This window comes from Saccharopolyspora griseoalba (assembly GCF_042665275.1).
GTDB lineage: Bacteria > Actinomycetota > Actinomycetes > Mycobacteriales > Pseudonocardiaceae > Saccharopolyspora > Saccharopolyspora griseoalba.
In genome coordinates, this window is the sequence record NZ_JBHTCJ010000001.1 from 715326 (window position 1) to 736402 (window position 21077).

General features: G+C 71.6%; 20 protein-coding genes and 1 pseudogene. 13 read left to right on the forward strand and 8 right to left on the reverse strand.

Going from position 1 to position 21077, the window contains the following annotated elements:
* Positions 1-50: 50 nt before the first annotated feature.
* On the forward strand, positions 51-1289 hold the full coding sequence (locus ACFQRI_RS03325) for a D-arabinono-1,4-lactone oxidase (RefSeq protein WP_380664230.1): 1239 nt from the start codon (positions 51-53) through the stop codon (positions 1287-1289).
* Positions 1286-2074, forward strand: coding sequence for an IclR family transcriptional regulator (locus ACFQRI_RS03330; RefSeq protein WP_380664232.1), 789 nt, complete (start codon positions 1286-1288; stop codon positions 2072-2074). The genes ACFQRI_RS03325 and ACFQRI_RS03330 overlap by 4 nt, the downstream gene beginning before the upstream one ends.
* Here the strand turns inward: ACFQRI_RS03330 and ACFQRI_RS03335 are convergent.
* The gene (locus tag ACFQRI_RS03335; protein ID WP_380664234.1) at positions 2050-2844 is read right to left on the reverse strand and encodes an SDR family NAD(P)-dependent oxidoreductase; all 795 of its coding nucleotides are present in this window, start codon (positions 2842-2844) and stop codon (positions 2050-2052) included. The two genes, ACFQRI_RS03330 and ACFQRI_RS03335, sit on opposite strands and share 25 nt — an antisense overlap.
* Positions 2845-3421: 577 nt before the next feature.
* On the opposite strand from ACFQRI_RS03335, the gene ACFQRI_RS03340 reads away from it, so the two are divergent.
* Positions 3422-4243 carry an IclR family transcriptional regulator gene (locus ACFQRI_RS03340; protein ID WP_380664236.1) on the forward strand — a complete coding sequence of 274 codons (822 nt, stop codon included), beginning with the start codon at positions 3422-3424 and terminating at the stop codon, positions 4241-4243.
* A 98-nt stretch (positions 4244-4341) separates the two neighbouring features.
* Here ACFQRI_RS03340 and ACFQRI_RS03345 read toward each other — a convergent pair whose 3' ends face one another.
* Together ACFQRI_RS03345 and ACFQRI_RS03350 are read right to left on the reverse strand one after the other, a co-directional pair.
* The gene (locus ACFQRI_RS03345; protein WP_380664586.1) at positions 4342-5100 is read right to left on the reverse strand and encodes a citryl-CoA lyase; all 759 of its coding nucleotides are present in this window, start codon (positions 5098-5100) and stop codon (positions 4342-4344) included.
* A gap of 233 nt (positions 5101-5333) precedes the next feature.
* A pseudogene (locus ACFQRI_RS03350) lies at positions 5334-5746 on the reverse strand (CoA transferase); the annotation flags it as partial.
* Between the two features lie 199 nt (positions 5747-5945).
* On the opposite strand from ACFQRI_RS03350, the gene pabB reads away from it, so the two are divergent.
* A complete protein-coding gene (pabB, locus tag ACFQRI_RS03355) occupies positions 5946-7373 on the forward strand; it encodes an aminodeoxychorismate synthase component I (RefSeq protein WP_380664238.1) in 1428 nt (475 codons plus the stop codon).
* On the opposite strand, the gene ACFQRI_RS03360 is transcribed toward pabB, so the two are convergent.
* Positions 7351-8172: a PhzF family phenazine biosynthesis protein gene (locus ACFQRI_RS03360; protein WP_380664240.1), complete on the reverse strand. Its 822-nt coding sequence runs from the start codon at positions 8170-8172 to the stop codon at positions 7351-7353. The genes pabB and ACFQRI_RS03360 overlap by 23 nt on opposite strands.
* A gap of 122 nt (positions 8173-8294) precedes the next feature.
* Here ACFQRI_RS03360 and ACFQRI_RS03365 point away from each other — a divergent pair, with 122 nt between their 5' ends.
* Complete coding sequence (locus tag ACFQRI_RS03365) at positions 8295-9233, forward strand: NADP-dependent oxidoreductase (protein ID WP_380664242.1); 939 nt, start codon at positions 8295-8297, stop codon at positions 9231-9233.
* A 59-nt stretch (positions 9234-9292) separates the two neighbouring features.
* Here the strand turns inward: ACFQRI_RS03365 and ACFQRI_RS03370 are convergent, their stop codons facing one another.
* The 3 genes from ACFQRI_RS03370 to ACFQRI_RS03380 all read right to left on the reverse strand — a co-directional run bounded on the left by ACFQRI_RS03370 (position 9293) and on the right by ACFQRI_RS03380 (position 11946).
* A complete protein-coding gene (locus tag ACFQRI_RS03370) occupies positions 9293-10045 on the reverse strand; it encodes an SDR family NAD(P)-dependent oxidoreductase (protein ID WP_380664244.1) in 753 nt (250 codons plus the stop codon).
* Between the two features lie 126 nt (positions 10046-10171).
* Entirely contained in the window at positions 10172-10351 is a 180-nt protein-coding gene (locus ACFQRI_RS03375; protein WP_380664246.1) for a hypothetical protein, read from the reverse strand.
* Between the two features lie 176 nt (positions 10352-10527).
* The gene (locus ACFQRI_RS03380) at positions 10528-11946 is read right to left on the reverse strand and encodes a sugar porter family MFS transporter (RefSeq protein WP_380664247.1); all 1419 of its coding nucleotides are present in this window, start codon (positions 11944-11946) and stop codon (positions 10528-10530) included.
* A 133-nt stretch (positions 11947-12079) separates the two neighbouring features.
* On the opposite strand from ACFQRI_RS03380, the gene ACFQRI_RS03385 reads away from it, so the two are divergent.
* From ACFQRI_RS03385 to ACFQRI_RS03410, 6 genes are all read left to right on the forward strand, one after another.
* Complete coding sequence (locus ACFQRI_RS03385) at positions 12080-13258, forward strand: ROK family protein (protein ID WP_380664249.1); 1179 nt, start codon at positions 12080-12082, stop codon at positions 13256-13258.
* A gap of 21 nt (positions 13259-13279) precedes the next feature.
* Entirely contained in the window at positions 13280-14296 is a 1017-nt protein-coding gene (locus ACFQRI_RS03390; RefSeq protein ID WP_380664251.1) for a LacI family DNA-binding transcriptional regulator, read from the forward strand.
* Positions 14297-14444: 148 nt separating this feature from the next.
* Positions 14445-15752, forward strand: coding sequence for an ABC transporter substrate-binding protein (locus ACFQRI_RS03395; protein WP_380664253.1), 1308 nt, complete (start codon positions 14445-14447; stop codon positions 15750-15752).
* The gene (locus ACFQRI_RS03400) at positions 15749-16717 is read left to right on the forward strand and encodes a carbohydrate ABC transporter permease (RefSeq protein WP_380664255.1); all 969 of its coding nucleotides are present in this window, start codon (positions 15749-15751) and stop codon (positions 16715-16717) included. The genes ACFQRI_RS03395 and ACFQRI_RS03400 overlap by 4 nt, the downstream gene beginning before the upstream one ends.
* Positions 16710-17549, forward strand: a complete 840-nt coding sequence (locus tag ACFQRI_RS03405) for a carbohydrate ABC transporter permease (protein WP_380664257.1) — start codon at positions 16710-16712, stop codon at positions 17547-17549. The genes ACFQRI_RS03400 and ACFQRI_RS03405 overlap by 8 nt, the downstream gene beginning before the upstream one ends.
* A 37-nt stretch (positions 17550-17586) precedes the next feature.
* Positions 17587-19521: a beta-mannosidase gene (locus ACFQRI_RS03410; RefSeq protein WP_380664260.1), complete on the forward strand. Its 1935-nt coding sequence runs from the start codon at positions 17587-17589 to the stop codon at positions 19519-19521.
* A gap of 98 nt (positions 19522-19619) precedes the next feature.
* On the opposite strand, the gene ACFQRI_RS03415 is transcribed toward ACFQRI_RS03410, so the two are convergent.
* Positions 19620-19808 carry a hypothetical protein gene (locus ACFQRI_RS03415; protein ID WP_380664262.1) on the reverse strand — a complete coding sequence of 63 codons (189 nt, stop codon included), beginning with the start codon at positions 19806-19808 and terminating at the stop codon, positions 19620-19622.
* A 141-nt stretch (positions 19809-19949) separates the two neighbouring features.
* On the opposite strand from ACFQRI_RS03415, the gene ACFQRI_RS03420 reads away from it, so the two are divergent.
* Positions 19950-20537: a helix-turn-helix domain-containing protein gene (locus ACFQRI_RS03420; protein WP_380664264.1), complete on the forward strand. Its 588-nt coding sequence runs from the start codon at positions 19950-19952 to the stop codon at positions 20535-20537.
* A complete protein-coding gene (locus ACFQRI_RS03425; protein WP_380664266.1) occupies positions 20507-21061 on the forward strand; it encodes a hypothetical protein in 555 nt (184 codons plus the stop codon). Before ACFQRI_RS03420 ends, ACFQRI_RS03425 begins: the two co-directional genes overlap by 31 nt.
* Positions 21062-21077: the final 16 nt, after the last annotated feature.

The following is a 21077-nucleotide window of genomic DNA, read 5'->3' on the forward strand; positions in this document are numbered from 1 at the left end:
GGAGCCGCGGCAGCGGCCGGGTGCCCCGTTCGACGGGCTACGGTTGCTGCGTGGTCAACAGTGGTACGAATTGGGCGAAGAACCTCACCTACCGCGCGCAGCGGCTGCACAGTCCGCGCTCGGTCGCGGAGGTGCAGGAGATCGTCGCCGGAGCCGCGCGGGTCAAGGCGCTCGGTTCCCGGCACTGCTTCAACGACATCGCCGACACCACCTCCGACCACGTCAGCCTGGCCGAGCTGCCCGCCGACGTGGTCATCGAGGACGACGTGGTCTGGGTGGGCGGCGGGATGCGCTGCGGCGACCTCGCCGACCAGCTGGCCGAGCACGGCCGCGCGCTGCACAACACGGCCTCGCTGCCGCACATCACGGTGGTCGGCGCGACGGCCACCGGCACGCACGGGTCCGGGGTCGGCAACGCCTCGCTGAGCGCCGCGGTCGTCGGCCTGGAGATCGTGCGCGCCGACGGCGAGCTGGTCCGGCTGTCCCCGCAGGACCCGGACTTCGACGGCGCCGTGGTGCACCTCGGGGCGCTGGGCGTGGTCACCCGCATCGGCCTGCGGGTCCAGCCGACCTTCGAGGTGGCCACCACCGTCCACCTCGGCCTGGACCTCGACGGGCTGCTGGCCAACTACCCGGCGATCGCGCGCTCGGCCTACAGCCTCAGCGTGTTCACCGACTGGCGCGACAACGTGCAGATCTGGGCCAAGTCGCGCGTCGGCGATCCGGTGACCACCGATTTCTTCGGAGCCACCCCGGCCGAGGTGCCCACGCACATGCTCGCCGGGCAGCCCATCGACAACCTCACCGAACAGCTGGGCGTGCCGGGGCCGTGGCACCAGCGCCTACCGCACTTCCGACCGGATTTCACCCCGAGCAACGGCGATGAGCTGCAGTCGGAGTACTTCGTGGCCGCCGAGCACGCGCCGCAGGCCCTGGCCGCGCTGCGCCCGCTGGGCGAGCGGATGGCGGGGCTGCTGCTGACCAACGAGATCCGCACCATCGCCGCGGACGACCTGTGGCTCGGCCCGACGCAGGGCGCCGATTCGGTGGCGCTGCACTTCACCTGGGCGCCCGACCAGGAGGCGGTCGAGGCCCTGCTGCCCGAGATCGAAGCCGCGCTGCGGCCCTTCGACGCTCGCCCGCACTGGGGCAAGGTGTTCACCACCGAGCCCTCCGAACTACGCCGGATCTACCCCCGGTTGGACGACTTCGCAAAGCTCGTGCGGCGTTTCGACCCGGACGGGAAGTTCGCCAACGACTACACGGCGCGGATCCTCGGGGGCCCATGACACGGCACGGCGGGCAGAACGGGTCGACGGGTCCGGTGCTGCGCCGGGCTCTGCACCTGCTGGACGCCTTCGGGCCGCAACGTCGCGCGCTGACGCTCACCGAGCTCGCGCGGCACACCGGTCTACCCGCCCCCACCGCGCACCGGATGCTGCGCGAGCTCGTGGCGTGGGGCGCGCTGGAGCGCGGTGCCGACGGTGCCTACCGGATCGGTCTGCGCATCTGGGAGCTCGGGTCGCTGGCCCCGCGCGGGCTCGGCCTGCGGGAGCGGGCGCTGCCCTCGATGGAGGACCTCTCGCAGGTGACCCGCGAGAACGTGCAGCTGGCGGTGCGCGAGGGCACCGAGGTCGTCTACGTGGAGCGCATCGCGGGAACCGCCGCGGTTCCGGTGCACACCCGGGTCGGCGGGCGGTTCGCGATGACCGCCACCGGCGTCGGCCTGGTGCTGCTCGCGCACGCGCCCGACGAAGTGCAGCAGGAGGTGCTGGTCGGGCACATCCCGCAGTTCACCGCGCGCACCGTGACCGACCCGGAGGAACTGCGGCGGATGCTCGCGCACGTGCGCACCAGCGGGTTCTCGATCAGCGACCGGCAGGTGACCACCGACGCGCTGTCGGTGGGCGCGCCTATCCACGACGTGCGCGGACAGGTGTGCGCTGCGTTGTCCCTGGTGGTGCGGTACGGCAGCGCTTCTCCGCACGCCTTGAGCCCGCTGGTGCGCACCAGCGCCCGGGCGATCTCCCGGGCGCTGGCCGACGCGGATCAGGGCAGGATCGAGTCGACGTAGCCGCCGTCGACGCGGGCTGCGGCACCGGTCGTGGCCGAGGCCAGCGGCGAGGCAAGGTAGACCACCATGTTGGCGATCTCCTCGGGCTCGATCAGGCGCTGGAGCAGCGACTGGGGCCGGTGCTCGCGCATGAACTCGCGCTGCGCCTCGTCCCACGGCAGTTCCTCGCCGACCATCTCGGTGACGAACTGCTCCACGCCGCCGGTGTGGGTGGGCCCGGCGATCACCGAGTTCACCGTCACGCCGGTTCCCGCGGCTTCCTTGGCGAATCCGCGCGAGACCGCCAGCAGCGCGGTCTTGGACATGCCGTAGTGGATCATCTCCGCCGGGATCACCACCGCCGAGTCGCTGGCGATGTACTGCACCCGGCCCCAGCCGCGGCTGATCATGCCCGGGAGGTAGGCGCGGGTGAGGCGGACCGCGGACAGGACGTTGACCTCGAAGTAGCGCCGCCAGTCGGCATCGGTGATCTCCATGGCCGGCTGCGGGCCGAAGATGCCGAGGTTGTTGACCAGAACGTCCACTTCGGGCAGTTCGCGCACCAGCTGATCGGCTCCGGCCTCGTCGGTGACATCGCCGGGCGCGGCGGTCGCGTCGGCGCCCGGCACCTCCTCGCGCACCCGGTCGATGGCGGCTTCGACGCGATCGGCAGTGCGACCGTTGATGGCCACGCGCGCGCCCGCGCGGGCCAGGCCTGCTGCGATGGCCAGCCCGATCCCCTGCGTCGATCCGGTGACCAGCGCTGTGCGTCCGCTCAGATCCAACTTCATTACGCCAGCGTATGCCGCCGCTGACGGGCGCGCCGCACACCGCCCTCCGCGCGAGTTCGCGGGCTGCGCGAAAGCCGTTGGCGCTCCACCTCGCACCGGCTGGACCAGCCGTCCGCGCGCTGCCCGACGCGGCCTCGCCGCACCTCGCGGTATCCCGCTCCGCGAGGCGCGCGGCCGCAACGGCCGACCCCGGGGACTCCGAGGGAAGCGCGCGTCGGCAGCACTGGGCCACCGGCCGCGGTAGCGGCGCCCGGGGCCGGTGGCGGGTTCCCACGCTACGGAGCGCGGATCTCCGCCCGCCGGGCCGCTTCCGCGCGGCGGAAGGGAAGTTCGGGCGCGACCCGCCCATCGTTGGAGACCTCGGTGCGCAAACCGCTCTTCGGTGCAACGCGGGTACGTCATTTGCCGCGGAGGTCGCACGACGCAGCGGCAGCGGATCCCGAAAGCGGTTTCGGTCCCTTGTACCGGCAGTGCGCGGGTGGCAAGACTGGTGAAAGCCGTGGGCGGCCGCAGCTGAACCCGGGAACCGGCCGGTCGCCCACGCGGTCCCAGCGACGTTGACAAAGGGGTCGGCGCGATGACGGTAGTACCGGAATTGGAACCCACGACGGGCGATGCGGGCGATCGACGGCCGCCCACGGCGGCCGGGAAGGTCCTTGCCGTGCTCGACGCCTTCGGCCCGCAGCACCGCGCCCTGTCGCTGAGCGAGATCTCGCGCCGCGCCGGGCTGACCCTGCCGACCGCGCACCGGCTGGTGCGCGAACTGCTGGGGTGGGGCGCGCTCGAACGCGACGACGAAGGCCGATACTCGGTGGGACTGCGTCTTCTGGAGCTATCGGCGCTGGCTCCGCGCGGCCTGGAACTGCGCGAGGCGGCCTTCCCGCACGCCCAGGACCTGCACCAGATCACCGGCGGCAACGTGCACCTGGGGGTGCGCGACGGGATCGAGGTCGTCTACGTCGAGGCGATCCGCGCGCGGGCGCGCAACCCGGTGAGCAGCCGAGTCGGGGATCGCTGGCCGATGCACGTCACCGGTACGGGCCTGGTGCTGCTGGCCTTCGCCGAGCCGGAGCTGCAGGAGCAGGTGCTCAACTCCCCGCTGGAGCGCTTCACCCCGCTGACCGTGGTGGACCCGACCGCGCTGCGGGGCAAGCTCGACCAGGTCCGGCGGACCGGGGTCGCGGTGGCGCGCGGGCAGATCACGCTGCCGGACGTGGTGGTCGCGGTGCCGGTGCACAACCCGCGCGGCGAGGTGATCGCCGCGCTCAGCGTGGTGGTCGCGGCCGAAGACGCCCGCCCGCGCGAGCTCACCGCGCTGCTGACCCAGGCGTCGCGTTCGATCTCCCGCGCTCTGGACCCCGCGCAGCGCCTCCCGACGCCCTCTTCGCCCCAGCGCTGACGAGCTCGTCGCGCGAGGTCTCGAACGCGTTGCCCGCATCGACCCGGCCAGCCGGGACCGACCTGCGACGGGTCGAGGACCGGGGCGATCGCGCAGCCTCACGCGTCCGGGTCGACGTACTCCGCGTTGCGGTCGACGGCGCGGTAGACCTCGCCCGCGATGGGTTGGCGCATCTCCTCGGCGATGTGCCCGAGCAGTCCCGCGGCTCGGGCGAGCAGGGCGCAACCGCGGAGGATCTCGGCGGGCAGCCCGAGGTCGGCCAGCGCAGCTCCGCACACCCCGGCGCCGTTGAGCGGCAGCCGGCGCCCCAGCGCCCCCGGTGCCACGCGGCCGATCGCCTCGAACAGCGCCAGGTGCGAGCCGTAGGTCCCGGACTCGCGGGCCAGCCGGATCAGCACCGGGGTGCGCGGGTCCTGCTGCTCGTGCACCGGGTGCCCCAGCCCCGGAACGAGTTCGCCCGCCTCGCGGCGGCGCCGGACGGCCGTGCGGGCCAGCTCGTCCCAACCCCGTTCGTCGGCCGGTTCAGCGGATTCGGCCAGCACCGCGGCGAGGAACGTCGCGGTGTCCTCGGTCACGCCGAGGAAGCGCGAACCGCCGCCGAGCAGCCCTGCCGCCATCGCGCCCTGCACCGACTCCGGGGCCGAGTGCAGGGTCAACCGGGAGGCGATCGCGGTCGGGGTGAAGCCGTGGTCGGCCAGCGCCACGAGCACGGCCTCGAACACCTTGAGCTGCCCCGGTTCGGGCCTGCGCCGGGTGATCAGCCGGAAGGCGAGTTCGCCGAAGGAGACCTCGCCCATCAGATCTTCGGCGAGGTTCTCGCCGAGCAGGGTGATCGTGGTCGGGTCCGAGGTACCGATCGAAGTGGGGTAACGCGGTTGTTCGCTCGCGCCGCACTTCTCCTCGTCATCTCGTCTGCGCTTCCCGCCGAGGTCGTCACCTCGACGGATCTGGCCGGTGGATGCTCACGTCCCATCAGGACCGGTCCCGCGGTGCGGCAGGACCGGGCTACCCGCGCAGCCACCTCCGGATCTCGTCGCCGTGCTCGTCGAGCTCCGGTGGTGGCAGCTCGTGCCGCGAGGGCCGCCAGGGATTTGCCCTGCGCGGTGCCGAACCCGCTGATCGAGGCGTAGATCAGCCGGGGTTGGTGGCGCTGGTCGTGCCGTGGTCGAGCCCGAAGCGGGCCAGTCCACCTGGCTTGAAGTTCTCGACGAGCACGTCGGCGCGGCGGGCCAGCTCCTGCGCGGCGGCGAGATCGTCGTCGGTGAGGTCCAGGACGATGGAGCGCTTGTTGCGGTTGATCGCCAGGTAGTAGGTGGACACCCCGTCGCGATCGGGCGGGGTCCAGGAGCGCGTGTCGTCGCCGCCGGGGCCTTCCACCTTGATGACCTCGGCCCCCAGGTCGGCCAGCAGCATGGTCGCGTAGGGCCCGGCGAGGATCCGGGAGAAGTCGGCGATCAACACCCCGGACAGCGGTCCGGAGTCGTCGGCGTTGCCACTGCTCACGGAAGCATCACCCCGAACGCTCGGTGGCCGGCACCGCGATCGACTGTGATCGCCCCGACACCGGGTGTCAACGCGTCTCGCGCCGGGCGGACGCCACCCCTATCCCGGGCAGCGGCCCGGTACCCTGGGGCGACGGGTTCTCGGCGGCAGGAGTTGCAGGGTTATGGCAGCGGGCGACTGGCTGCTCAGGTGTGCGCGGGTGCCGTTCGCCGCGGACCCCGAGCACGTGCACGAGGCGCTGTGCGCCCCGCGGCCCTACTCGTTCTGGCTGGACAGCAGCCGGGTGATGCCGGGCGTGTCCCGGTTCTCCTTCCTCGGGTTCCCCGGCGGTCGGCACGGCGAGGTGCTGCGCTACCGCGTGGGGTCGCCCGCGGTGGAAGTCCTCGACGCGACCGGGCAGCCCCGCGGCGAGCTGCCCGGTGACATCTTCGGCGCGCTGCGCGACCGGCTGACCGAGCGGGCGGTGCCGACCGACGAGCTGCCGTTCGACCTCGACGGCGGTTACGTCGGCTACTTCGGTTACGAGCTCAAGGCCGACTGCGGCTCGCCGAACACCCGCGTATCCCCCGCTCCGGACGCGGTGTGGATCGCCGCGACGCGGCTCGTGGCCATCGACCACGAGCTCGGCGAGACCTGGCTGGTGGCGCTGTGCCGCGACGGCGAGGACGACGCCGAGCGGTGGATTGCCGACGCGCGCGAGGAGCTCGCCGGGCAGGCCTCCCCCGTCGTTCCCGATCGCGGCGACGAGCTGGACTTCTCCGACCTGCTCCGGGTGCCTCGCGATCGCTACCTGGACGACGTCGAGGCGTGCCTGGAGCAGCTGCGCGCGGGCGAGAGCTACGAGATCTGCCTGACCAACGAGGTGGACCTCGACTTCACCGGTGATCCCCGGGCGCTCTACCGGCGGCAGCGCAGGCACAACCCCGCTCCGTACGCGGCCTACCTGGCGTTGGGCGACGTGCAGGTGCTGTGCTCCTCCCCCGAGCGGTTCCTGCGGGTCGGGCGGGACGGCGTCTGCGAATCGCGCCCGATCAAGGGCACCGCGCCGCGGCGGGGCGATCCGGCCATCGACGACGTGGTCCGCAAGGAGCTAGCATCCTCGGACAAGACCCGCGCCGAGAATTTGATGATCGTCGACCTGCTGCGCAACGACTTCGGCCGGGTCTGCCGGATGGGCAGCGTGCACGTGCCCTCTTTCCTGGCGGTGGAGAGCTACGCGACGGTGCACCAGCTGGTCTCGACCGTGCGCGGCCGGTTGCCGGAGGGCACCGACGCGGTCGAGCTGACGCGCGCCTGCTTCCCGGGCGGTTCGATGACCGGCGCGCCGAAGCTGCGCACCATGGAGATCATCGACGAGCTGGAGGACCGGCCGCGCGGGGTCTACTCCGGTGCGCTGGGCTACTTCGGGCTCGGCGGCGCGGCCGATCTCAACATCGTCATCCGCACCGCGGTGGCCCAGCGCGGCCGGCTCAGCGCGGGCGCGGGCGGGGCGATCGTGCTCGACTCCGATCCGGTCGAGGAGCACGAGGAGATGCTGCTCAAGCTGCACGCCCCGCTGCGCGGGCTCACCCGCCGGGACGTCGGTGGCCCGACCGGGAGCGGGTTCAGCCGGCCACCCGCCCGGTGATGCAGCCGACGGTGCCGCCGCCGACCCAGACGGTCCCGTCGTCGTCGGCGCTGATGCGCACCCGGCCGTCGCGCCCGAGCGCGGTGCCCTGCCGCGCCGTGTAGGGCGCCCGCGCGCGACCGCTGCTGAGCAGCCACTGCGCCAGCGAGGCGTTGAAGCTCCCGGTCACCGGGTCCTCGGTGCAGCTGCCGCCGCCCAGCGGCGCGAAGGCGCGCACCTCGAAGTCGGCCGGACCCCCTGCTCGGTGCGGACCCGCCACGCCGATCTTGATGTCCGCGGAGTACGCGGGCCGCAGCGCGAGCACCGCATCGGCGTCGGCGAGCAGCACGCCCACCCAGCCGGGCCCGTTGTCGGACCACTGCGCCTCGACGATCTCGGCGCTGCTGATGCCGAGCGCTTCGGCGACCTCCGCTCGCAGCTGCTCGTCGACCGCCCCGGAGCGGATCAGCGGCGGCGCGGCGAAGGCCAGCCCGCTCTCCTGCCGCCGGATGGTGACCAGACCAGCACCGCACTCCTGCACGACCTCGTCGCGGTCCTGCCCGCGCAACCAGGCGTGGCAGGTGCCCAGCGTGGGATGCCCGGCGAAGGGCAGCTCCTCACCGGGCGTGAAGATCCGGACCCGGTAGTCGGCGCCGGGCCGGGTGGGCGGGAGCACGAAGGTCGTCTCGGAGAGGTTCGTCCAGGCCGCGAAGCGCTGCATCTCGGCATCGGAGAGGCCTTCGGCGTCGAGCACCACCGCTACCGGGTTGCCCAGGTAGGGCTCGGTGGTGAACACGTCGATCTGCTGGAACTCGCGCATGCCGCAACCCTATGCCACCGACCGCAGGCGGTGCTCCACAGTGGAGGCGGTGTGCCCGAGCGCACGGCCGCCGGGCCGCGCGGTGCGGGAATGCCCGCCCCGCGCCGCGGGTTGTGATCGGCATGCGAGTTGTTGGTGTCAGCGAGTTCGGCGGTCCGGAAGCCCTGCGGGTCCACGAGGCGCCCGAGCCGCACGCCGGGCCCGGCGAGGTTCGGCTGCGGGTCGAGGCGGCCGCGGTCAACCCGACCGACGCGGCCTTGCGCGCCGGCTGGTTCAAGGAGCGCCGGGAGGGGCATGAGCCGCCCTACGTGCCGGGCATGGACGCGGCGGGGGTGATCGACGAGATCGGTGCGGGCACCGCGACCGATCTGCGGGTGGGCGACGCGGTGATGGCCGTCGTCGTGCCGCGCGGCGCTCACGGCGCCTACTCCGAGCACCTGGTGCTGCCCGCCGAGTCGGTGGTGCGGGCGCCCGCCGGTGCCGATCTCGTGGCGGCTTCGACGCTGCCGATGAACGGGCTGACCGCGCGCCTGGCGCTCGACGAGCTGGGACTGGAGCCCGGCCGGACCCTGGTGGTGACCGGTGCGGCGGGGGCGCTGGGCGGTTACGTCATCCAGCTGGCCAAGGCCGACGGGCTGCGGGTCATCGCCGATGCGGCCGACGAGGACCGCGAGCTGGTCGAGTCGCTGGGCGCCGACGTGATCGTCGCCCGCGGCGAGGGCTTCGCGCAGCGGGTCCGCGAGGTCGAGCCCGAGGGCGCGCACGGCGCCGTGGACGCCGCGCTGCTCGACGCCGATATCGAGCCTGCGGTCGGCGACGGCGGCGGAATCGCCACGGTGCGCGGGTTTTCCGCCGAACCCGGGCGCGGCCTGCGCTACCTGCCGGTGTTCGTCGCCCGCTACGCCGAGGAGCGGGCCGAGCTGGACCGGCTGCGCGAGCAGGCCGAGCGCGGGACGCTCACGCTCCGCGTCGCCGACACCTACCCCGCCGAGAAGGTCGCCGACGCGCACCGCCGCTTCGAGTCCGGTGGTGTGCGCGGTCGCCTGGTGATCACGTTCTGACACCCCGAGCGCGCCCAACGCTGGCGCGAGTGCGGGGAGGGCACTCGCACCGGTGAGCGCTACTTCCGCAGCCGCAGGCCCTGCATCCCGCCGTCGACGGCCAGCGAGGTCCCGGTCGTCGCACCGGAGACCGGGCCGGCGAGGTAGGCGATCGCCCCGGCGACCTCCTCGGCGCTGACCAACCTGCCGGAGGGTTGGCGGGCGTTGAGCGCGGCCAGCTCGTGCTCGGGATCCTCGGCGCTGCTCAGCAGCCGCCGGATCCACGGCGTGTCGGCGGTGCCGGGGTTGACGCAGTTGACCCGGATCCCCTCGGCGATGTGGTCGGCGGCCATGGCCTGGGTCAGCGACAGGACGGCTCCCTTGCTCGCGCTGTAGACCGCGCGGTCCGGCAGCCCGGCGGTCGCCGCGATCGAGCAGGTGTTGACGATCGCCGCGGACCGCGACTCGCGCAGGTGCGGCAGCGCTGCCCTGGTGGTGCGCACGATGCCGACCACGTTGACGTCGAACACCCGGTGCCACTCCTCGTAGGAGTTGGTCTCCACGGTGCCTTGCGCCCCGATGCCGGCGTTGTTGACCAGCACGTCGAGGCCGCCGTACCGCTCGACGGCCTCGCTCACGGCCGCGCGCACCGAGTCGTCGTCGGTGACGTCGCAGCGCACTCCCAGCAATCCGGGGGGCACGCCGCTCGGGTCGAGGTCGAGGCAGGCGACCCGCGCGCCGCGCTCGGCCAGCGCGGTCGCCGCCGCCAGCCCGATCCCGGAGCCACCACCGGTCACGACCGCGGAAAGACCCTCGTATTCCGTTGTGCTCACGCCTGCGCCGCCTTTCGTCGCCGTAGCTGCTCCGGACGTGCTAGCAGCCCGAACACGGCGCTGCCAAGGTCCGCGAGCCGCTCGGCCGAGCGGCGCTACCCGGTCCCGCACCTCGGCGGGCAGCCGCTAGGGGCGGTGGCGCTGGCTCGGGATCCGCTGCTCCGCCAGCACCTCGCCGTCGACGATCAGCGGCACGGTCGCGTCGAACCACGGAAAGCCCTGCGCCGGAGGCAGCTCCGCGCGCGGGCGCAGGTCGCGCGCGGAGGGGAAGCTGGTCGGCGTTCGCCGGGAGGTCGGATCGGACACGCGTGCTCCGTGGTCGTGGTGACGGGGCGTGGATCTGCGGCCGATCGTAGCGAGCTGTCCCGCGAGTCCTCGGGCTGGGCGCGGATTTCGAGCACCGGCGCACCCGCGCGCGAAAATCCGGGGGCGGTGCGGAATGTCGCACCGCCCCCGGCTGAGCTGGCCGAACCGACCTGGCGTCAGCTCATCTCCTCGAGGGTGCGCCCCTTGGTCTCCGGGATCCACTTCCACACGAAGTAGATCGACAGGGCCGCGAAGACCGTGTAGCCGATGTAGGCACCGGAGAGGCTCAGCTCCGACAGGGTCGGGAAGCTGACGGTCACCAGCCAGTTGGTCAGCCACTGGGCGGCAGCGGCCACGGCCAGCGCCGCGGCGCGGATGCGGTTGGGGAACATCTCGCCCAGCAGCACCCACACGACCGGGCCCCAGGAGATCGCGAAGAAGAACACGAAGGCGTGCGCGGAGACCAGCGCGATCATGCCGTAGGGGTCGGGCATGGCGGGCTCGCCGTTGACGACGCCGGCGTGGCTGAAGGCGAAGGCGGCCAGTCCGAGCGTGACCGTCATGCCGGCCGAACCGGTCAGCAGCAGCGGGCGCCTGCCGACGCGGTCCAGCAGCGCCAGGGCCACCAGCGTGCCGGCGATGTTGAACACCTGCGTGGACAGGCTCAGCAGCAGCGAGCTGTCCTCGTTGATGCCCACCGACTGCCACAGCGCCGAGGAGTAGTAGAAGATCACGTTGATGCCGACCAGCTGCTGCAGCATCGACAGCACGATTCCGATCCACACGATCGGCAGCAGGACCGCGGTCTTGCTGCGCAGGTCGGCCAGGCGCGGCTTGTGCTCGCGGTCCAGCGACTCCTGGATCTCGGCCAGCCGCTGCTCGGTGTCCTGCGGCTCGATGGAGCGCAGGATGGAGCGGGCGTCCTCGCTCCTGCCGTTGGCGACCAGGTGCCGCGGCGATTCGGGGATGGTGAAGGTGAGGATCCCGAACAGGATCGCCGGCGCGGCCTCGGCCATCAGCATCCACTGCCAGGCGTCCAGCGGCCCCAGCGCCGAACCGGCTCCGCCGGCGGCCGCGGCGATCGCCCAGTTGGCGACCTGCGAGAGAGCGATGCCGAGCACGATCGCGAGCTGCTGCAAGGTGCCGAGGCGACCGCGGTGCGCGGCCGGAGCGATCTCGGCGATGTAGGCCGGGGCGATCACCGAGGCCATGCCGACCGCGACCCCGCCGACCAGGCGCCACCAGCTCATGTCCCACGCGGTGAACGGCACGGCCGAGCCGATCGCGCTCACCAGGAACAGCACGGCGGCCAGCCGCATCGCGAACAGGCGCCCGAACTTGTCGGCCAGCGAGCCCGCCCACCACGCGCCGGCGGCCGACCCCAGCAGGGCGATCGCGACGGTGATTCCGGTGGCTACTGAATCAATCTGGAAGTGCTCGCGAATAGCGGTGACGGCGCCGTTGATGACGGCCGTGTCGTAACCGAAGAGGAAACCGCCCAATGCCGCGACGGACGCGAAGTGAACCGCTTTCAAGCGTCCTGTACCGGCGGTTTTGCCGTTGCCAAGGGTAGCGGCATTGGCACTTTCTGACATGCCTTGCTCCGTTGCAGTGCGTCGATTCTTGCGCCGCTCGGCGCAGCGCGGTTAGTAAAGGTTACATACCAACCACCCGTCAAGGGAGACGGCGACGAGCATGGACACGAACCCGCAACGGCATACTTCTCGCGTGTCCCCGAACGGCCCGCACAAGGTGCGCCAGCTCAATCGTCGGCTCGTGCTCGACCTCTTCCGCGATGGCGCGGAGCGGTCGCGCGCCGACGTCGCCAGGCAGACCGGCCTGACCAAGCCCTCGGCCTCGGCGATCACCGACGAGCTGCTGACCGAAGGGCTGCTCAGCCCGGCCGGAGTGGGCTCGGTCGGCGCGACCGGCGGACGTCGGCCGAGCCTGCTGCGCTACAACAGCCGCTGCCGGGCCTACCTCGGCATCTACTTCGGCGTGCAGCGCACCGTGGTGGCCATCGCCGACGCGCTGGGGCGTCCGCTCGCCCGAGCCGCCGCGGCGAGCTCGGTGGGCGACCCCGAGGGCGGCGTGCGCGCGGTGCGCGCACTGGTCGCCCGCGCGGGCGCGCGGGCCGAGATCTCCCTGGACCGGTTGGCCTCGGTCGGCGTCGCGGTGCCGGGACTGGTCGACCACCGCACCGGCACCTGCCTGCTGGCACCGAACCTCGGCTGGCGCGACGTCGTGCTGCGCGCCCAGGTCGAGCAGCTGCTCGGCGCCCCCACCACCGTCTACAACGAGGCGCACGCGGGCGCGCTCGCCGAGCAGCACGCCGGCGTGGCCTCCGAGGTCAGCTCCTTCGCGCGGCTGACCATCGGAACCGGTGTCGGCTCCGGTGTCGTGCTCGACTCCCAGCTGTTCGCCGGGAGCACCGGCATCGCCGGCGAGGTCGGCCACTGCCGGGTCGAGGACGACGGCCTGATCTGCGCCTGCGGCAACAGCGGCTGCCTGGAGACCGTGGCGAGCGCCCCGGCGATCACCCGCGCCGTGGACGAGGCGCTCGAGCGCGGGGAGACCAGCTCGCTGCGCGCGGGCAGCCACGTCCGGCTGATCATCGACGCCGCGCGCCAGGGCGACCGGCCGGCCCGCGACGCGCTCACCCGGGCCGGTCACGGGCTCGCCCGCGGAGTTTCGTACCTGCTCAACGTCCTCAACCCGGAGCTCGTGGTGATCGGCGGAGCGGTGCAGGACGCGGGAGGACTGCTGCTGGATCCGCTGCGCGCGGAACTGCCCCGCTCCTGCTTGCCGCAGAACTCCGGGTGCGAAATCGTGATGAGCTCACTGCCGGACGCCGAACTCGACGGAGCGGTGCTGCTGGCCCGGCAGCTCGACGAAGCGGCTGCGTAGGACGGAAGGACCGGACCGGAGATGAAGCGACCTACGATCAACGACATCGCCGCCGAAGTCGGCGTGTCGAAGGCCGCGGTGTCCTACGCGCTCAACGGGCGGCCCGGGGTCTCCCAGGAGACCCGGGACCGCGTCCTGGAGATCGCCGCCGAGATGGGCTGGCGGGCCAGCAGCGCCGCCCGGGCGCTCTCCCGGGACCGAGCGGCCACCGTCGGCGTGGTCCTCGCCCGCTCCCCCGAGGTGCTGCGCACCGAGCCGTTCTTCATGCAGCTGGTGGCCGGGCTGGAGCAGACCCTGTCCGCGCACGGGATCTCGCTGCAGCTCGCGCTGGCCAGCGATGCCGAGACCGAGCTGGAGACCTACCGGCTGTGGTGGGCCGAGCGGCGCGTGGACGGCGTGCTGCTGACCGACCTGCGGGTCGACGACCCGCGGCCGGACCTGCTGCGCGAGCTGCGCATCCCGGCGGTCTTCTTCGGCACCGAGCGCCCCATCGCCGGAGTTCCGGTGCTCTGGGTCGACGAGCACGACATCGCCGACACCGCGCTCACCCACCTCGTCGAGCTCGGGCACCGGCGGATCGGGCACGTGCAGGGACCGCCGCAGCTGCGGCACACCCATCGCCGCGACCGCGAGCTGCGCCGGGCCGCCGACGAAGCGCCCGGCGTCTCGCTGGTGCAGGACAACGGGGACTACACCGAGGACGAGGGCGTTGCGGCCACCGCGCGGCTGCTGGCCCTCGACGATCCGCCCACCGCGATCGTCTACGACAACGACGTGATGGCCGTGGCCGCCGTTTCCCGCGCCGACGAGCTGGGAGTGCGAGTGCCCCAGGACCTCTCGGTGATCGCCTGGGACGACTCGATGCTCTGCCGGGTGGTGCGGCCCGCGCTCACCGCGTTCTCGCACGACATCGTCTCGGCCTCCTCGACCGCCGCGCTGATGCTGCTGGAGCTGATCGAGACCGGCGTCGCCGACGACGAGCGCTTCCTGCCTCGCGAGCTCATCGCGCGCGGCAGCACCGCGCGAGCTCCCGGCTGACCTTCTGCACCGAGCGCGATCGGACCTGCGCCGCCGGTAACGAATCGGCAACGCAACCTCGGCCAGCTCTTCTGATGAACCGGTTAAGTCCCTAGCTTTCACCGGCGAGTCCAACGACGGGCTCGGAAGAGGCCGAGGAGTCGTTCTCGTGATCAAACGCTCGCTCGCGGCGATGACCGCGATCGCCGCTCTGCTCGCCGGAATGCTCACGGGTTGCGGCACATCCGCCGAAGACCCGAACACCATCACCTACTGGGCCAGCAACCAGGGCAAGAGCCCCGAGCAGGACATGCAGATCCTGAAACCCCAGCTGGAGCAGTTCACCCGCGAGACGGGCATCGAGGTGAACGTGGAGGTCATCGGCTGGTCCGACCTGCTCAACCGGATCCTGGGAGCGGCGACCTCCGGAGTCGGCCCGGACGTGGTCAACCTGGGCAACACCTGGGCGGCCTCGCTGCAGGCCACCGGGGCGTTCGTGCCCTTCGACGACGAGACCATGCGGCGGTTCGGCGGACGCGACCGCTTCCTCGAGTCGAGCATGTCCTCCACCGGGATGCCCGGGAAGGTTCCCACCTCGCTCCCGCTGTACGGCCTGAGCTACGGCGTCTTCTACAACAAGGCGCTGTTCGCCGAAGCCGGTGTGCGGCCGCCGAAGACCTGGCAGGAGTTCATCCAGGTCGCCCGCGAGCTCACCGAACCCGAGCGAGGCCGGTGGGGGCTGACCCTGCCGGGGGCGAGCTACACCGAGAACTCGCACTTCGCGTTCATGTTCTCCCGCTGGGAGGGGACCCACCTCATCGGCAGGCAGGGCCCGAACTTCGCCTCCCCCGAGGCGGTCACCGCGGTCAAGCGCTACCTCGACCTGATGGCCGAGCACCAGGTGGCCAGCCCCAGCAACGCCGAGGTCGGGGAATCCTCGGAGGCCGCGGCCGAGTTCACCAACGGGCGCGCGGCGATGCTCATCGCGCAGAACAGCGTCATCCCGACCCTGCGGGAGAACGGCATGTCCGACGACCAGTGGGGCGTGTTCCGGCTGCCGGCGCCCAGCCCCCTGCCGCCGGGCGGGGAACCGGTCGCCACGCACGTGGCCGGCTCGAACATCGCGGTGTTCGAGGACAGCCCGAAGCGCGAGAAGGCGATGCGGCTGGTGGAGTTCCTGACCAGCAAGCGGGTGCAGGCCGAGCTCAACGAGCAGTACGGCACGCTGCCGGTCGTCGAGGACGCCTACGACTCACCGGCCTTCCACACGCCGAAGAACGAGGTGTTCACCGACGTGCTGACCAACTACTCGGAGCCGGCTCCGATGATCCCCACCGAGGCCCACTTCGAGACCACCGTGGGCGCGGCGATGCGCGACCTGTTCGCCCGGATCGCCACCGGGCGCGAGGTCACCGAGGCCGACATCCGAGCGGCGCTGACCGACGCCGAGCAGAAGATGCGAGGTACCGGCGGATGACCACCACGACCGCTGCCCCACCGGCGCCGAGCGGGCCCAAGAACGCCACCGGCCGTCGCAAGTGGACACCGAGCCGAAGCAAGCTGCCGTACCTGCTGGTGCTGCCCGCGCTGATCTTCGAGCTGCTGGTGCACCTGATCCCGATGCTCGGCGGGCTCTACATGAGCCTGCTGCGGCTGACCCAGTTCTTCCTGCGGGACTGGCTCGACGCGCCGTTCGCCGGGCTGGACAACTTCGCCTTCGCGCTGAACTTCGACACCGCCGTGGGCACCGCGCTGCTGAAGTCCTTCGCGGTGACCGCCGCGTTCACCGCGGTGACCGTCGGCGCTTCCTGGACGCTGGGCGTGTTCGCCGCGGTGCTGCTGAACAAGAGCTTCCGGGGGCGCGCGGTGCTCCGGGCGCTGTTCCTGGTGCCCTACGCGCTGCCGATCTACACCACGGCGATGGTCTGGAAGTTCATGCTCGACCAGGGTGACGGCCTGGTGAACACCACCCTCGGCGGGCTGGGCGTCACCGACGGCCAGACGTTCTGGTTGCTCGGCGACAACGCGTTCCTGTCCATCGTGCTCACCCAGGTGTGGCGGCTGTGGCCGTTCGCCTTCCTGGTCCTCATGGCCGGGCTGCAGTCGATCCCCAACGACGTCTACGAGTCGGCCACCGTCGACGGCGCGGGGATGTGGCAGCAGTTCCGCGCGATCACGCTGCCGATGCTGCGACCGGTCAACCAGGTGCTGGTGCTGGTGCTGTTCCTGTGGACGTTCAACGACTTCAACGTCCCGTACCTGCTGTTCGACCAGTCGGTGCCGAACTCGGCGAACCTGCTGTCCATCCACATCTACAACAACTCGTTCATCACCTGGAACTTCGGGCTCGGCTCGGCGATGTCGACGCTGCTGCTGCTGTTCCTGCTCCTGGTCACCGCCGGATACCTGGCCTTCACGTCTCGGAGGATGAAGGATGCCTGAGCCGACGTGGTTCCGCGTGCTGCGGGTCGTGGGACTGGCCTTCCTCGTCCTGTTCGTGGTCGTGCCGCTGTACGTGATGGTCACCTCGGCGATGAAACCGCTGGGCGACGTCACCAACACCTTCGAGTGGATCCCGTCCGAGGTGACCTTCGAGCCGTTCGTGGACATGTGGTCGACCATCGAACTGGCCGACTACTTCCTCAACAGCGTCATCGTGTCGGTGGGCGCGGCACTGGTCTCGGTGCTGCTGGCGATCCTGGCGGCCTACGCGATCAGCCGCTACGACTTCCGCGGCCGCAACGCCTTCCGCATCACCGTGCTGTCCACCCAGATGTTCCCGGGCATCCTGTTCCTGCTCCCGCTGTACCTGCTCTACGCCAGCCTCGGCCAGGCCACCGGGCTGGTGCTCTACGGCAGCAAGCTCGGCCTGGTGATCACCTACCTGACCTTCTCGCTGCCGTTCGCGATCTGGATGCTGGTCGGCTACTTCGACACCATTCCGCGCGACCTCGACGAGGCCGCGCTCATCGACGGAGCGCATCCGGTCACGGCGCTGTGGCGGGTCGTGCTGCCGGCGGCTCGGCCGGGCATCGCGGCGGTGTTCATCTACGCGTTCATAACCGCGTGGGGGGAGACGCTGTTCGCCTCGATCATGACGGACTCCGATTCGCGCACCCTGGCGGTGGGACTGCGCGAGTACTCCACCCAGACATCGGTGGCCTGGAACGAGGTGATGGCCGCCTCGCTGACGGTCAGCATCCCGGTGGTCATCGGATTCCTGCTGCTGCAGCGCTACCTCGCCCAGGGCCTGACCGCGGGCGCGGTGAAGTAAGCGGTACCGACGAGCTCAACTGAGCGAAAGGGTTCTCATGCGACGCAACTCCGCCAAGGTGACGGTGGCCGGCGAGCCCCGGATCTGGCTGGGCGCCAACTTCTGGTCGCGCACCGGCGGTCCGCTGATGTGGCGCAACTACTCCCCGGAAGTGGTGCGCGAGGAGCTCCGGGTGCTCCACGACCACGGCCTCCGGGAGACCCGGTCGTTCTTCTTCTGGCCGGACTTCGCGCCCGCTCCCGGAACGGTCGACGAGTCGAAGGTCGAGCACTACCGCGACTTCCTGGACGCGCACGTCGAGGTCGGCATGACCTCGATCCCGACCTTCATCGTCGGGCACATGTCCGGCGACAACTGGGACCCGGTCTGGCGGGAGGGCCGGGACCTCTACGCCGACGTGTGGATGGTGTCCGAGCAGGCGTGGTTCGTCCGGGAGATGACCGAGCGCTTCGCCGCCCACCCGGCGGTGGCGGGCTGGCTGGTCAGCAACGAGATGCCGATCTACGGCCGGCTGCGGCACGAGCCGAAGGCGCCGACCGAGCAGGTCAACGCCTGGGCCCGGCTGATGGTGCAGGCGGTGCGCGCCGGCGGCGGCACCCAGCCGGTCTCGCTGGGCGACGGCGCGTGGGGCATCGAGGTCACCGGGGAGGACAACGGGTTCTCGGTGCGCGACACCGGTGCGGTGGTCGACTTCGTCGGTCCGCACGTGTACCGCATCGACGGCGACCCCGTCCGCCAGCACCTCAAGTCGGCGTTCATCTGCGAGCTGTCGGCGGTGGCGCGCAAGCCGGTGGTGCTCGAGGAGTTCGGCCTGTCCAGCGACCAGGTCTCGCCGGAGAACGCCGGGCACTACTACCGCCAGCAGCTGCACAACTCGCTGCTGGCCGGGGCGACCGGCTGGATCGCCTGGAACAACACCGACTACGACCACCAGATCGCCCAGGGCCCCTACTCGCACCACCCGTTCGAGATGCACTTCGGGATCACCGACTGCACCGGTGCGCCGAAGCCGCCGCTGCTGGAGCTCGCGGCGTTCGACGAGGTGCTGCAGCAGGTCGACTTCGCCCGCTGCGAGCGCACCGACGCGCGCGCGGCGCTGGTGGTCACCGAGTACCTGGAGCGGGGCTACCCCTTCGCCCAGGACGACGACCGGCCGCTGATCTTCAACGCGCTGCAGCAGGCCTACGTCGCCGCCCGCGAGGCCGACCTGCCGGTCGGGTTCACCCGCGAGCGCGACGGCATCGACGAGGACGTCGACCTGTACCTGCTGCCCTGCGTCAAGCAGATCCAGGGACCGACGTGGCAGGCGCTGCGCCGCCGGGTCGAGTCCGGCGCGGTGCTGTACCTGTCCTACACCGCCGGCGAGGTCGGGCACCACCGCCAACCGTGGATCCCCTACCTCGACGAGACCTTCGGGGTGCGCAAGCAGATCACCTACGGCGTGGTCGACGAGGTCACCGACGCGGAGGTGGAGTTCACCTTCACCGCCGACTTCGGCGGGATCGCCGCGGGCGAGGTGCTGCGGTTCCGCGTCGCGGGCAACGAGCACAGCCGGGCGTTCCTGCCGGTGGTGCCCGACGGCGCGACCGTGGTCGCCACCGACGCGCACGGCAACCCCGCTCTGCTGCGCCGCGCCACCGGAACGGGCGAGGCGGTGCTGTGCACCTATCCGATCGAGCTGTTCGCGGCCAACACCGCCCGGGTCAACCCGGACGACAGCCACCGGATCTACACCGCCCTCGCCGAGATCGCGGGCGTGCAGCGCGAGATCACCGTCGACGACCCGGAGGTCTTCGCCGACACCCTGGTGCACGCCGACGGCCGCCGCTTCGCCTGGCTGGTCAGCCAGCACGACGCCGAAGTCGAGGTCACCCCCACCACCGCGGCGAAGCTCACCACCCTCACCGGCGAGCCCGCCACGACGGTGACCCTCCCCCCGTACGGCGCAGCAGTCCTGCAACTCGACAGCTGACGCCCTCCGCCGCGTGGCGCGGGCGGGCCTTCGCGCGAAGGCCCGCCCGCGCCACGCGTTCCGGTGCTCGAAACCCCTCGCGGAGGTTCGAGCGGTCGCTAAGAGCGCTCGGCCACGTCGTGGGGTTCTTTGAGGAACTCGTGGCAGGCAGGGCACGTCGGTGCGAGGATCCAGTCCATCTCGCTGGGCATCGCCAAGCCGAAGTCCCCACCGCACGCCGAGGTGGCCCACGAGGCGACCTCCAACGGCGCTCCGCCGAACGCGTGGCGGGCCCCTGCACGTGCCATCGACATCGTCACTCCCCTGTTCCGCTTCAGTTCCTCCAACGCGCGGTCTCCGGCGCGGACCGCTGTTGGCAATTTCGAAAGCACGTAGCGCGATCAGCAGGGTTGGGCTGTTCACTCGTGCTCACAGCGGGGGCTGGTGCGATGATCGCGGGCGAATCTCTGCGGGCCGCCAGGGAGGCGGCCGGATTGAGCCTCACGCGCATGGCGCAACGCACGCACCTCTCGAAGTCGTACCTGAGCATGGTCGAGACCGGGAAGCGGCCGGAGGCCACCGAGGTCACCGAGGCTTATGAGCAAGTCCTCGGGGTGGCGGTGCGCCGCGCTCCAGCTGACCCGGTGCGCATCGCCCACGAGTGGTTGGTCGGCGATTCGCCCGTCGGGACGCATCTCGGCTCCGGACGGTTGATCGGTGAGTCGCTGGTCCGCGAGATCGAGCAGCGGGTCATCGAGCTGCGACATCTCGATGACGTGGTCGGCCACCTGAACCTGCTGCCAGCTGTCACGCGAGAGCTCGACGACGCCAGCCGCCTCCTCCACGAAGCTCGCTTCCCGGACGAGCTCGGCCGCCGGTTGGGCATCGTCGTTGGTGAACTCGCGCAGCTCGCGGGTTGGATCGCCAGCGACGCCGGACGGTGCGCGGAGGCTCGACGGCCCTACCTCGACGGTGTGCGCGCGCTGCGCAGGGCGCGGGAGATCGCGTGCTGGGCAGGCAGTTGCTGTCGAGCCTGAGCTACCAGGTGGCCAACGTCGGCGACCCGCGCGACGCGCTGCTGCTCTCCCGCACGGCCGTCACCGGCGCGCCCGAAGCGACTCCGGTCGTTCGGGCGCTGCTGCTCGAACGCGTGGCGTGGGCTGCTGCCCGGGCCGCGGACGCCGACGCCGCTCGGCGGGCGTTGTACTCCGTCGACGACGCCTACGACCGTCGCGAAGACCCGGGAGCCGAACCGGAATGGGTCTACTGGCTCGACCGCAACGAGATCGACGTGATGGCCGGGCGGTGCCTGATCGAGCTCGGCAGGCCCGCCCGGGCCGAGCCGCTGCTGACCAACGCGGTGTCGCAGTACCCGAGCGAGCATGCGCGCGAGTCGGCTCTCTACCTGTCCTGGCTGGTCGAAGCGCACGCACGTGCCGGTGATCTGGACGCCGCGCGCGACGCCGCCGAACGCGCGCAGGCGTTCGCCGCCTCGACTCCGTCCGCGCGGGTCGACGCCCGGCTGCGAACGCTCCGATCGCTGCTACCCGAGCTCGGCTGACGCCCTCCGCCAACAG

What these genes read in the sequence shown, in the direction of transcription:
- ACFQRI_RS03330 (WP_380664232.1), top strand. Translation starts at nt 1,286, where the DNA reads ATGACACGGCACGGCGGGCAGAACGGGTCGACGGGTCCGGTGCTGCGC.
- ACFQRI_RS03335 (WP_380664234.1), bottom strand. Translation starts at nt 2,844, where the DNA reads ATGAAGTTGGATCTGAGCGGACGCACAGCGCTGGTCACCGGATCGACG.
- ACFQRI_RS03340 (WP_380664236.1), top strand. Translation starts at nt 3,422, where the DNA reads ATGACGGTAGTACCGGAATTGGAACCCACGACGGGCGATGCGGGCGAT.
- ACFQRI_RS03360 (WP_380664240.1), bottom strand. Translation starts at nt 8,172, where the DNA reads ATGCGCGAGTTCCAGCAGATCGACGTGTTCACCACCGAGCCCTACCTG.
- ACFQRI_RS03365 (WP_380664242.1), top strand. Translation starts at nt 8,295, where the DNA reads ATGCGAGTTGTTGGTGTCAGCGAGTTCGGCGGTCCGGAAGCCCTGCGG.
- ACFQRI_RS03380 (WP_380664247.1), bottom strand. Translation starts at nt 11,946, where the DNA reads ATGTCAGAAAGTGCCAATGCCGCTACCCTTGGCAACGGCAAAACCGCC.
- ACFQRI_RS03390 (WP_380664251.1), top strand. Translation starts at nt 13,280, where the DNA reads ATGAAGCGACCTACGATCAACGACATCGCCGCCGAAGTCGGCGTGTCG.
- ACFQRI_RS03400 (WP_380664255.1), top strand. Translation starts at nt 15,749, where the DNA reads ATGACCACCACGACCGCTGCCCCACCGGCGCCGAGCGGGCCCAAGAAC.
- ACFQRI_RS03405 (WP_380664257.1), top strand. Translation starts at nt 16,710, where the DNA reads ATGCCTGAGCCGACGTGGTTCCGCGTGCTGCGGGTCGTGGGACTGGCC.
- ACFQRI_RS03410 (WP_380664260.1), top strand. Translation starts at nt 17,587, where the DNA reads ATGCGACGCAACTCCGCCAAGGTGACGGTGGCCGGCGAGCCCCGGATC.
- ACFQRI_RS03415 (WP_380664262.1), bottom strand. Translation starts at nt 19,808, where the DNA reads ATGGCACGTGCAGGGGCCCGCCACGCGTTCGGCGGAGCGCCGTTGGAG.
- ACFQRI_RS03420 (WP_380664264.1), top strand. Translation starts at nt 19,950, where the DNA reads ATGATCGCGGGCGAATCTCTGCGGGCCGCCAGGGAGGCGGCCGGATTG.